The sequence below is a fragment of the Chryseobacterium sp. ERMR1:04 genome, from assembly GCF_001297705.1.
GTDB lineage: Bacteria > Bacteroidota > Bacteroidia > Flavobacteriales > Weeksellaceae > Chryseobacterium.
The window spans coordinates 1,293,906-1,306,681 of record NZ_LIRF01000003.1; the positions used below are offsets into that span (position 1 = coordinate 1,293,906).

8 protein-coding genes are annotated in these 12,776 nt (G+C 33.9%); 4 read left to right on the forward strand and 4 right to left on the reverse strand.

Features of this window, described 5'->3' with window-relative positions; translation table 11 throughout:
* Positions 1-33 precede the first annotated feature (33 nt).
* The gene (locus AMQ68_RS06015; RefSeq protein ID WP_054510042.1) at positions 34-5,919 is read right to left on the reverse strand and encodes an alpha-2-macroglobulin; all 5,886 of its coding nucleotides are present in this window, start codon (positions 5,917-5,919) and stop codon (positions 34-36) included.
* A 79-nt stretch (positions 5,920-5,998) separates the two neighbouring features.
* Here AMQ68_RS06015 and AMQ68_RS06020 point away from each other — a divergent pair, with 79 nt between their 5' ends.
* The 4 genes from AMQ68_RS06020 (at position 5,999) to AMQ68_RS06035 (ending at position 8,999) form a co-directional block, all read left to right on the forward strand.
* Positions 5,999-6,694 carry a hypothetical protein gene (locus AMQ68_RS06020; protein WP_241775062.1) on the forward strand — a complete coding sequence of 232 codons (696 nt, stop codon included), beginning with the start codon at positions 5,999-6,001 and terminating at the stop codon, positions 6,692-6,694.
* A 3-nt stretch (positions 6,695-6,697) separates the two neighbouring features.
* Positions 6,698-7,801, forward strand: coding sequence for a DNA replication/repair protein RecF (locus AMQ68_RS06025; RefSeq protein WP_054509669.1), 1,104 nt, complete (start codon positions 6,698-6,700; stop codon positions 7,799-7,801).
* A gap of 329 nt (positions 7,802-8,130) precedes the next feature.
* Positions 8,131-8,580 carry a hypothetical protein gene (locus AMQ68_RS06030; protein ID WP_054509670.1) on the forward strand — a complete coding sequence of 150 codons (450 nt, stop codon included), beginning with the start codon at positions 8,131-8,133 and terminating at the stop codon, positions 8,578-8,580.
* A 125-nt stretch (positions 8,581-8,705) separates the two neighbouring features.
* Positions 8,706-8,999 (forward strand): hypothetical protein, encoded by a 294-nt coding sequence (locus AMQ68_RS06035; protein WP_054509671.1) that lies wholly within the window; start codon positions 8,706-8,708, stop codon positions 8,997-8,999.
* On the opposite strand, the gene AMQ68_RS06040 is transcribed toward AMQ68_RS06035, so the two are convergent.
* From AMQ68_RS06040 to AMQ68_RS06050, 3 genes are read right to left on the reverse strand one after another with little or no spacing between them, the layout of a single operon-like run.
* Positions 8,977-11,007 (reverse strand): recombinase, encoded by a 2,031-nt coding sequence (locus AMQ68_RS06040; protein WP_054509672.1) that lies wholly within the window; start codon positions 11,005-11,007, stop codon positions 8,977-8,979. The genes AMQ68_RS06035 and AMQ68_RS06040 overlap by 23 nt on opposite strands.
* 13 nt (positions 11,008-11,020) lie before the next feature.
* Positions 11,021-11,665, reverse strand: a complete 645-nt coding sequence (gene mtgA, locus AMQ68_RS06045; protein ID WP_054509673.1) for a monofunctional biosynthetic peptidoglycan transglycosylase — start codon at positions 11,663-11,665, stop codon at positions 11,021-11,023.
* 42 nt (positions 11,666-11,707) lie between these two features.
* Positions 11,708-12,754, reverse strand: coding sequence for an ABC transporter substrate-binding protein (locus AMQ68_RS06050; RefSeq protein WP_054509674.1), 1,047 nt, complete (start codon positions 12,752-12,754; stop codon positions 11,708-11,710).
* Positions 12,755-12,776: the final 22 nt, after the last annotated feature.

Genomic DNA, 12,776 nt, shown 5'->3' on the forward strand with positions numbered 1-12,776 from the left:
TTCTCATTTTGTTTATTCGGGTACAGCCAAAAATCATTCCGAAATCGGAATGTTCGAGCCTTTTGTATGTGCATTCATCTGAGGGGCATAAAAGTTTTGCATCGTTGTGATTCCGTTGGAGAATTTACCCGAAGCATTGGCTACATAATCATATTCAAATACGAATTTCCCTTTCGGCATGTACTGAATATAGAAGTTGGTAGAAGCATCTTTTGTAGACTGATAATAGCCTAAGTTATTTTTCCACTGGTAACCAGACAATACATTTACAGGCTCAAATCCTGCAGCACGCATGTCTTTGATATGAATAAATTCCATGGCTCTGTCTGTATTCAGAATCATTCTTACGGTCACTTTATCCCCTACTTTTAAAGGTGTTTCCGGTGAGATTTTCTGTAACTCTTCTCCGTTTACTGTTTTCACTTTTTTGTACAGCTCTTTAGTAATCGAGATGTAATTTTCTGATGATTTAATTTTATCTAAATCTTCATAATACTGCCAGAATAATCCACCCTGAACAATTCCAGGTCCTGGTTTTGTTACTGTCACCGTTCCTAGGTTTTTATCTACAACATCAGTTTTCACTGTAGATTTCACATAACCTGTTGCCTGTGTTTGCGGTTGTAATTCTTTTCCACCCCAAACGATGGTTGCTTTATCGCTTTCTGCAGTCGTCCATGATTTTCCTGAATTTAAGATTGTGAAAATTACTTCTGACGTTCCTCTTGAACTTCCCCAAGAATTCACTTCTTTCTGCGTGATCAACCAGATTTTCATGTCTTCGATAAACTTCTGATCGTTCGGTTTTAAAGTATTAAAAGCTTCCAATGCACCTGCCTGATTGACCACTTTAGAACCAAACCAACCCCAATCATTTAAATTCTGCTTCCAATATATTCCCTGAGTTTTTGTGTCGGTAGACGTTTCTTTTAAGTGGTTTATTAATTTATCTGAAGTCTCTTTCAGTCCGTAGTTGCTCATCAATAAAGCAGCACGATGCAATCCGAAGAAGGTAAAATCTGTGATCTTCGCTGTTTTTGCTTTCTGTTTTACCAAAGCTTTCAATGTGGCTCCTTTTCCTTTTAAAGGATATTGTTTTTCCCAATAGTTTCTGGTATCAAGATAATCTAATGACCAATTGTTCCAAACGTTTTCTTTTTTCACCTCTGAATATTTATCAATCTCATTGTCTAGATATTGAACCAGTTTAGCAACCAATTCGTTTTGTGCTGCATTTTGATACTCTTTCACATTATCTTTCAACCAAGAATTAATCTTTCCTAAGTTTTTAAGAATGTATAGAGAAGTTCCATACGAACTTGGATATCCAGGATACCAAGAGAAACCTCCATCCGGATTTTGCAGTTTTTTGAAATCATCCCAATCCTGATTGATTGAGTTTTTCATTGTATTCGCATCAAACAACAAGGCCAGTTTCTGCATCTGCTCTCCTTCATTTTTACTTTCCAGTACCCAAGGCGTCTCTTCTAATAACAATTGTTTTAATTCCTGATTTTTTTCAAGATTTGAATTTAATAATCCTTTGCTTTGGTATTCTTCAAACACCGTTTTCATTTTCGGATTAGCCTTGAATATTTCTGAAGCCAACACATCGGCAAACCATTTATTAAAGATTACATCCGCAGAATTATTCTGATCATTTTTCAAACTTGGAAGCGCAAACATAATTTCCCAAATCGGATTGGTCGTCAATTCCAACGTATTAGACACATTTGAAATCGTTGGAGAGGTTGCGTCTTTAAGATTGTCCAACACAAAAGTTTTCGTTTCGCCTTCTTTTACGAATACAGGCACAGCATCAGTCACCAACATTCTGTTGGGAAGAATAGCCACCGCCTTTTGTTCACCATCAGAATAAGCACCCGCTTTTGCCACCACTTTTAAAATGATTGATGAAGCATTATTAGGAACTTTTACCTTCCAAGTTAAAGCTGAATTTCCGTTTTCATTTAAATCAAAATTCTGAGTGCTTGCATGTAATCCAAATTTTGAAGAAATATCTTCATTGGTAAACGCATCTAATATTTGAAGGTTTGCTGATCCGCTTAATTTTTTGCTCGTTAAGTTGGATAGTTTTGATTGAAGATTCAACTCATCTCCTTCTCTTAAAAATCTCGGATAGTTTGGCGTTACAGAAAATTCTTTCTGCGTTACCACTTGTTTTTCTAATGTTGCTGCTCTTGCATCTTTTGTGTGAGCCAAGAACATCAGCTTCCATTTTGTTAATGCTTCCGGAGAAGTGAACTCGAAGTTTACATTTCCTTGTGCATCGGTTTTTAGATCTGGATAGAAGAAAGCAGTTTCGTTTAAATTTTGACGAACTTTCACATTATCTAAATTTTCTCCGGGAGGAGGAGTCTCAACTTTAGGAGCTTTTACAGCTTCTGGAAGCACATTTTGAATTACTTCTATTTTATCTTCACTTAATTCTTTAGACTTAGATTTCATTCTTGCTCCTGCCATTGCAACTGTTGGTGCAGGTGCATAAGCTGCACTTTTCACGCCTTCTGCATTTCCTAATCTACCATAAACCCTCTTATCATAATAGATTTCTCCATCAAACCAATTAAACTGCGGTACGTCTACATTGGCTCCATCTAAATAGCCAACTCGTTTTTCATAATTTCTCTGTTCCAAATATTGTCTGATATCATAAGAAGTTACGATTGAATATGAAGTATATAATTTTTCCCAATTGAAGCTGTTTGCAGCAAACTGATCCAGAGACATATCATACATATTCGCTAAGACTTCAGCATTAATCTTTTCCTTATCATTGCCTAAAACTTTTACTGACCATTTTTCTTTCGAATTAGGCTCTATTTTATCTCTGAACGTCACCGTTTCAATTCTCAATGGCTGTTCAGTATCTTTTATTTTTAAATTGACAGATTGCGTCTGAACATCATTAAATGCCACTACCTGAAACTGAATATTCAATGTTGATACACTTTTATCTTTTGGAACTTCAACCGAAAATTCCAACATTCCGTTTTTGAATTTTTGGGTTTCAGAAACTGTTTTTCCTGAACCGTCCTGTACAAAAATATTTACTAAAGCATCAGGAATCGCAGAATAAACGAAGATCTTAGCCTTCTCCCCTCTTGAAAATTCATTCTTAGGTTCCAAAACGGTTAAGAATGTTTTCTGAGTTGATTTTAAAGAATTCTTATCCCAAACACTGAAATTCTGAGAAGATTTTATGGTGTCTTTTCCTTCTATATTGTATAATTCTAATTGATAATCTCCGGCTTCCAGTTTTCCTAAATCAAGAGATTCTTCACTTCGCGTCGCTCCATTCAGAATGACAGAAGAAATTTTCCAGTTTTTTAGTTCATCGTTTTTATCAAACAGATCGTGTGGAAATTTATTAATAAATTCCTCTTTTGAATATTTTGGAAGATCCTGAACTGCCGATTTGAAATTATCTCTGAAAATTCTATTAGGAACTTCCAATTTTGATAACTTAACCTGATATGCTTTTTTAAGATCCTGCTCATTATAATTCTTAGTTTCTACTTTCAGTTTTACATTTTCATCTGCAAAAACATTTTTAATCTCATTTGCTTTAATATAATGTGAAACCGAAGCCACTTTCAACTGCGTATCGGCAGACTGGGTTTCCCCATTGATATCGGTAACAGAAGCATTAATTTCATAATTATCAATCTGAATACCTTCTAATTTTTCATCCTTTTTAAGATCTAAACGAATAACAAATTCTCCTTTTTCATTCGTCTTCGCTTCCCCAAGAATTGAATTTTCGTTATCATCACCTTGTGGATACCACCCGAAATACCTCCATCTGATATTGTGTTTTTTAATCTCATAGTTGACTGTCGTATTACTCAACGCAACACCAGAAAACATCATCGCTTTTCCTTTTAATTCTATGGTTTGTCCATATTTATACTCTTCCTTTACAGGATCAAAATTAAGTTCAAACTTCGGTCTCTTGTATTCTTCAACACGAATGTCTTTATAGCCCTCGGTTCCATTATCAGTTCTTAAATAAAAGACCCCATTTAGCTTTCCTTTTGGAAGAATGAAACTTCCATGATAAGACCCGAATTCATTCGTTGTGAAGTTTTGAGACGTAACTTCTTGTCCATTGGTATCCTGCAACGTTATTTTTTGCTTCAAACCAGAAAAAACCGACTCAATTTCTTTATCAATTTTAGAATTAATTACTTTAAAATAAACAGTTTGTCCAGGTCGGTAAATTGCTCTGTCTGTAAAAATCTGAGCTTTTGTACGGGTTTCTTTATTCGGATTTTGGTATTCTACCCCTCTATCATCTCCATACACCTCCATGATTTGGAAATCATTGCTCTTTGGCTGTTGAATCAGGAATGTTCTGTAATAATCCTTATTTGTGGTAGATGGAAATTTAAATATTCCTTTATCATCCGTTTTTCCATCAACTTTTGTTAATGTCTTATTAGAAATAAATTCATAAAATGTAAGGTTTTCGTTACTCGCCGGCTTCCCGTTTTCACTGCTGACTAATTTAAGCTCGTTAGAAAGCTGATTTCTATCGGTTTTAGTTTGATAAACAATTCTGTTATTCGAAACTAAAAAGTAGAAATCCTGTCTGGAATCATTATCCTTTGCATTAGAACCTGCAACAGAATATTCTGCAACGTAAACTCCGGAAGGCAGAGGCTTCATCTCCAATGACGTCTTGTGAGCCTGATAATCTTTAGGATCAGACACTTGAAATACCTCTTTTCTCACCAAAGTCTTTTTGATCTTACTGTATGAATCTCCATAAGAACTTCTCACATACTGCATCACAGAAGTATAATCTCCTTTTACTTCATAGATATTGATTGAAAAATCTGAAACATTTTTATATTCTGCAGCAATGTGAATAGGCAGATTTGCCTGAGTCTGCTTTTCGTATTTAATGTTTAAAGAAGGATTGATAATCTCATTTTCTTTGTTTTTAATATTTTCAATAAAAGGTGATTTGGGATATTGGCTTTTTGCCTGAACAGCAATGGCCAGCGCTTCTTTTGATTTCTTCTTGTCATGAAGCTGCGTCATGATCTCTTCCATCACCAAGACTTTATAATCTCCTTCCGTATTAGATTTTACGAGATTTTGGAGTTGCTCCAGTTTATCTTTACACTGATTGAAATTACAATTCTCTGATAATTTCTGATGCATGAAATACAGCTTAGAATTTCCTGTATTCTGAGCAATCAATTCATCAAAAATAGTATTAATCTTCGTTCTATTTTCTGTAAGTTCATTTTTTGTAAAAAGTCCGTTATCAGACAAGAAATTCACTTTTCTCAAAGAATACCAATCCAGTAACGTGGGGAAATAAGCAATATCTTTTGTATTGGAAAAAGCCTCTTTATAACCTGCTAAAGAAACTTTTTTCATTTCAGCTTGTTCCTTATCTAACTCCTGAAAATTTTTAGTTACATAGTTTTTAAAATCCAGTTTGCTCCAAGTTTCAATCTGAGAAATATCTTGAGCGCTTACGTTGGTCATTCTATTGATCTTCCAAGAGTTTTCATTATAATAATCCATGAAAAAACTATTCAGCAAGACTTTATACACCAACTTGCCGTCGCCTTTCAAATTGGAATCAGCCTTTTGAAGTTTAGCAAAAAACTTTGAGGCAGCATCATTTTTATCATCATCTGTCGTCTGATTAACAATACTGAATTCTGCCTTTAAGGAACGGATAAGCTGAAGGGGATTGTTTTCTTTCATCGCGTGGTTTTGTATGTCTAAAATAACGGGAAGGTTTGATTTATAAGCTCCTTTTTTGCTATTCTCTTCTATTTTTTTCCATTGGTCTGTATAATATTTCTGACCGAAAATGACTGAATGACTCAGCATTAAAAGTAAAAGCACAAAAATCTTGGCTAATTTTTTCATATATGTTATTTTTGTATAAATGAATTCTTTAAAAATACTCAAAAAAACTGTTATAGACAGTCAACTTTATGTCTCCTTAATGGGAACACTTTTCGCAGTATTTTTCATGCTAGAGCAAAACACGTTCCGTTGGCCTACTGTTATCCTTATATTCATCACTTATTTCAGTGGTTATCTTTATACCAAATACCAACGCACCCAACACTTCTTTAAAATCCTTGTCCTTAATGCGGTGGCAGGCATTATTTGTGCTTTTCTTATCATCTATAATCACAATGAAATACGATTGGTAAAATGGTTTATTATCGTTGTTTTAGGGCTTCTTTACAACAGTTTTTTCCTTGATGTTTACATTCGGAAAATCCCTTTGCTAAAGGTATTCTATGTAGGGTTGGTTTGGGCTCTTGTTAATTGTTGGTTAACTTTACATGAATTTAATCTTCCTATTTTTCTAATAAGCTTCTTTTTTATTACCGCCTTGGTTCTCCCCTTCGATATTCGGGATATGAAAAGTGATACGGTGAAGACATTCCCTATATTAATTGGTGTTCAAAAGACAAAGTATATTGCTTATTCACTGGTATTTGTGAGTACTATTTTAGCTATTTTTTATTTAGACTTTAACTATTCATTGGCCTTTTTCCTGACCAGTATTATAACCTATCTTTTTATTTATTTCGCCGAAAACAATAGAAAAGACGCCTATTTTTCTTTCGGCGTTGAAACTTGTTCGGTACTTCCTTTTTTATTTCTAGTAATATTGGAGTATTTTTGACGAATGATTATTAATAAACTTTCCCTGTATAATTTCAAGAACCATTCTGAGAAAAAATTTGAGTTTTCTCCCCAGATCAATTGTTTCGTGGGAAATAATGGCGTGGGAAAAACGAATATATTGGATGCTTTGCATTATCTTTCTGTTGGGAAAAGTTTTTTGGGAAATACAGACGTTAATAACATCAAAAGAGATGAAGATTTCTTTACCATAGATGCTGAAATTCAAAACGATGACAGCGAAGACATCCTTAAAATATCGCAACCTAAAGAATCAAAAAAGATTATTAAAAAAAATGATAAAAGCTATGATAGAATGGCCGATCATATTGGTTATTTACCCAGTGTAATGATCTCTCCTTATGATTCTAACTTAATCTCTGATTCCGGAGAAAGCAGACGGAAGTTTCTGGACTCCATGATCTCGCAGACCAATTCTGAATATCTTTTTGATCTGATTCAATATCAAAAAACAATTCAGCAGAGAAATGCTTTGTTAAAATATTTCGCTAAAAACAGAGTTTTCGATAAAGATTCTCTCGATATTTATGATGATCCTATTACCAGATCCGGAACTAAAATTTTTGAAAAAAGGAAAGAATTTGTATCACAACTTAATCCTATTGTTCAGAACTTTTACAACATCATTTCTGGCGGAAAAGAAACGGTTTCCGTGATCTACGAGTCTCATTTATTTGATGGGTTCGATCCCGCTCAACCTGACAAAGTTTTCAGAGATCTGTTAAAAAACAATATGGAAAGAGACAGAATGCTCACCTACACTTCAAAGGGAATTCACAAAGATGATCTCCTTTTTGATATGGATTCTATTCTGATTAAAAAGATTGGTTCACAAGGTCAACAAAAATCTTTTCTTATTGCTTTAAAATTGGCCCAAATGAGTCTTGTAAAAGAATTGACAGGAAAGACTCCTATCCTTTTATTGGATGATATTTTTGATAAACTTGATGATCACAGAGTTTCTCAATTAATAGAGTTAGTGAATCAGGAAAATTTTGGACAGATCTTCATTACAGATACACATAGAGAACGTACAGAAAGTGTGGTGAAAAAGATTAATGAGGAAAGTATTATTTTTGAGATATGAGCGGGAATTACCCTCATGATTTCAAAAAATTAGCATCAAAAAAAGAAAATAATAGCAAAAAAACACCATAATAATCCCTCTTGAATTACCAATACTAGCAATTTATTAAAACCGAATTTAATTAGCTTTAATTCATTTTATGATGAATAAAATACTTAATTAGCTTGTATCCATGATACTTACAATATGTTCTAATGATTTACAAAATGTAAACTATTCTCACTTGAGCTTTTTACACTTAAAATAAACCAACAAATAGATATTTTTTTTTAAATATTTATACTTTTTATTATTTTTTTAGCTTAAATAATACAATAAAAAAACTCATTATGAAAACATCATTCTTTTCCCTAGGATTTCTATGCATTTCTTCGTTCTGCCTATCACAAGTAGGGATAAACACAACCGCTCCAACTACAAGTTTGGACGTTAATGGAACTCAAAGAGTAAGAGCCCTTAACAACGCAACTTCAGATGCAACTTACACTCGTAATGTAGTAGCAGACGCTAACGGTAATTTAGGCTATACTACTCGTTCTTCAGCAAAACCCACTCCAGCTACATATACTGGATCAATGGCTGTAAATGCTGCACCCGTAACTGTTGCAACCGGCGTTAGTCTTTCCGAATTTACTCCTGTAATAACACAGTATAGAGGAAGTACAAGCCTTCCTACATATCGTTTTTTTGATAATGGAGGAAACATTCAGTTGGATTTAGAAACCCCAGATAGTGCTATTGTTTACAATTTAGTAATTGCATTTATAAGAAATAATTAAAAATCTCTTATTTCGACTGTATATTGTAAATATCCATTAAATTTAAAAATCTCGATTTTAGGATAACAAAAAGTTTTTATTAATAAAAACTTTTTGTTATTTTACGCCTATAAGTCGTTCTATAAATGAAGAAGAAAAAACGTGAATATCTGTCCTCAGAATTAGTAAAATCATTTGCAAGAATTCATGGTTTTGAAGATAAGCTTGTCGCCTTTGAGATCAAAGATTTTCTTGAGGAATACCTTGATGAAAGTCTTTTTAGCGAGATTAGAAGTGTCAATATTGAAAATAAATGCATCATCATTAAGATCATCTCTCCTCTACTGAAGAATGATTTTAAAATGCGCAGAAGTTTTTATCTTAAAAAGTTTCAGGACAAATTTGGTGAAGAAAAATTTAATGATCTTCAGATTTTGTAGACATCGTATTGCTCATCAGATCATCCGCTCTTTTATCCAATCCAGAACTTATGGGAAGGAAAAACTTTAATGGATGTCTGAAAAAATACCTGAATATTTCTTTATAGATTTCACTTACCTGCCCAAAGTTCAATTTTCTTGATCTGAAGGCCAAAAACATAGACAAACTGAAGCTTACCAGGAAGTTGAAGAATCCAATTAAGAAAACGGTAATAAAGGATATCCAAAAAGTATAAGAATCTACAGAAAAATCTTTTCCGTAAAGTCCGATTGCAAAGTTTCCAGCGGCAAAAGTAATGTGACGAATATCTAAGTCTAATCCGAAGAATAATCCCACAGGAGCCGTTGCCCCAAGAAATACCCCAAACCAGAAATTAGAAACAATTCCCGGCCAGTTTTTAGCATAATACTTAGAGAGCCCTTTCGCGAATTTAGCTCCAAAAAGCCTTCTGATCGCAATGTTTTTAGCAATCCTTTCCGGTATTTGAAAAAACACGGAGTTGTTCCCGATATTCCCTGAAATAATCCCTGAAATAAAAAGGTAAAACCCGGCAATACTTGCATGTAAAATAGCTTTAGACTGAAACGGATCTAAATCTTTCAGCAATTTATCAGACCTGTCAACCGCTAGATTTTGTGAGAAAAAGACATCCAATCCGTAAATAATTGCCAATGCAATCGGGAAAGACAGCAATACATTTCCTACGAATGCAATAAACTGACTTCGAAACAACTTCGAAACAAGATGGGCAAATTCTGTTCTGTCACTTTTAGAATTACCTTCCTCCGCAAGAACTTTGGTCATGGTTGCCGCTGTCATCGCCGGCTGTTTTGTTGCCAAGGTAAATCCCATCAGATAAATCATGATGAATCCCATTGCATAATTCATCGAATATAAAAATGCATGTGAAAAATCACTTCCATGGTTGTATCCGTAAAGCATTTTCAAGATACATAATGCCCCTACAATAATCCCACCACCACTCGCTTTATAAAACATGGTCATATATTCCTTCTTAGAAGAGGTAATATAATGCGCTCCTGTTTCTGCGGTATGATTGGTAATAAGATGCGAAATCAATCTCGTACTGTCATTGATGAGCTCAGAAATATTATTCTTATGTGATTTATAACTTAATACATTAAAAACTAACTGTTTAGATTTAATATAAATATCCTCTTCAGTATCAATTACCAACAGATTTACAATTTCATATACCCTCTGCATTTGCTGACGGATCTTCAGAAGAGACTGATTGATCTTCCCTGAAATACCATACTTAGAAGAGTTTTTGAAAGCTATAGTTACGAACTCTAAACATTGTTCGGTATAAATTTTAATTTGCTTGTATCTGCTGTCTCTTGAATGTAATTGAAGGTCAGGATTTTTCTCAAGATCTTCGGCAAGATCTTCCAATTCGTTTTGTAAAGCCAGAAAAGGGTTATCGAAATTTCTGTATTGTGGAGCCATTCTTACCACTTCCACTTCCATCGCCATTCCTGTAGCACGCCAAGAAAGAATACTCATCGCGAAGATCATTTCTTTCTTCACTTTTGGCTTTGTAATAAAATCTGAAACCCCAAGAATTTTAATCAATTCATTGATCTCGTTTTCGGGAAGATTGTGTAAATATTTTAAATCTGCTTTAGGTCTTAAACTTATATTATCTACCAGATACCAAACCGTTTTTTCGTTTTCTACAGGAGGTAATATTTTATTAAGAATTCTTTTCTTAAGCTCAGGAAAGAAGGCGTTCTCAGACAGAATATTAGCTTCTGTTAAAGATAAGTTGAAAGGCCTTCCCTCAAAAATATGATGAATGTAATACTTAAAATTTTCAGTGTAATTCGGATTACTTTTGAAGAAATTAAGAACCTCCGTAAAGTCTGTCTTTTTTATACTCTCTAAAAACTCTGCAAAAGGTTCTAAAGAGAGTGTTTCATTCTTAAAAGAAAAGTACTTTTTAAGAACAGATTCAAAATTTGTGCTTGAATTGAAAAATTTCATTAGTACAAAGATACTATTTCAAACTAACATTCCTCATTTGTCTCATAATCCAGTTGTGTTTCTTTCTCAAATAAGGAGAAGGATTTTTAGGATCATATTTCTTAGGATTCGGTAAAACAGCAGCAATCCATGCAGCATCAGATGCCGAAAGATCTTTGGATGGCTTTCCAAAATAATACTGCGCAGCCGCTTCTACCCCGAAAACTCCCTGTCCCATTTCAATTGAGTTAAGGTATCTTTCCAGAATAATATCTTTACTCCAGACTTTCTCAATGATAAAAGTATAAACGGCTTCCAGCCCTTTTCTCAACCAACTTCTCCCCTGCCAAAGGAAAACATTTTTCGCTGTTTGCTGAGAAATTGTACTTCCGCCCCTTATTTTTTTTCCTTTTTCATTGTTTTTCATCGCTTTTTCAATGGCCGTGTAGTCGAAACCATCATGCATAAAGAACTTTTGATCCTCCGATGCAATGACTGCTCTCTTCACGTTATCCCCCATCTCATCATACGAGATATAATCTCTGTGCAGCTTTCCAAACTCAAATAGACCACCAATCTGCGTAATCGTAATAGGCGGATTGAAGAATCTACCCCAAATAATGAATACTACATTGAGTATAAGAACAATAAAAATAAACTGTTTGATTTTTTTCCACATAGCTATTAAAAAGGAAATACAAAAATAAACAAATACTCTGAGTTATTGCAATTCTTTCATATAAGTCAGCTGATAATCCGGAAGAAGCTCAGGATGAAAAATTTTAATGTAATCTTTAAGAATAAGATCAGACCTTACAATTCCGCTTTCAAAGAAATCATTGGCTTTTTGTTTTTCTCTTCCCATAATCCCATAAATTTTTCCTTTATTGAAAACATCCAGCTTGCTGTAAAAAGGATTAACGCTCAGTAATTCTTTCTTAGAAACATGGTTTCCGGCGTTTACCCAAAACTGTACCCCTTTTGATTTCGAAAAAACTTCTTCAAAACTCATGGTCACTGCTTTTTCATCTGTATTATTCTTTAAAATATACTCGGCATTCGCATCAGAGATAAAATTAGCCACAGAAGTCTTCCCACCCGGAAGATACCAAACATCTCCATACATTTCATTCGCTAAAACTACCGGTTTTGACTTCGCTTTTAATGCTAGCGCCTTTAATTCATTATAATTTTTCTCAACTTCACTATATTTTGCTACCGCTTCTTTATCTTTCCCTAGAAGCTTTCCAAAAAGGTTGATATACGCTGTTTTCTCCAATGGTTTCTGCTCCATGTATTCATCCAGGAAGATTACCTGAATTCCATTGTTTTTTAAAAGCTGATAGGCATTGTCGAAACTTGCAATATGATTGGTGAAAATTGCATCCGGTTTTAATGAGATGATTTTCTCAACATCATATTTCTGTTCGCTTCCTACATTCTGAATTTTTCCTTCTTTAAGTAAATTTTGAATTTTCTCAGAGTAGATATATTCCGGACTTGAAACTCCAATGATCATATTTTCTGCTCCCAATTCAGAAATATATCCTGCCATACTTGCATTCAATAAGATGATTTTCTTGAACGGAACCTGATTTTTCTTAAAATTATAAGTGAAATTTCCAGATTTCAGGTCTAAAACCTTATCCGCTTCCTTGTATTGAAGGTGATTCGAGATAGAAGTCCATTCATTAGATGAAATTTTTGGTTCTCTTTTACAGGAGATTAGCGCTATAACTGTAAATAAAAGTAAAATTTTCTGTTTCATCTTTCAAAGAAAAGAAAAAAGT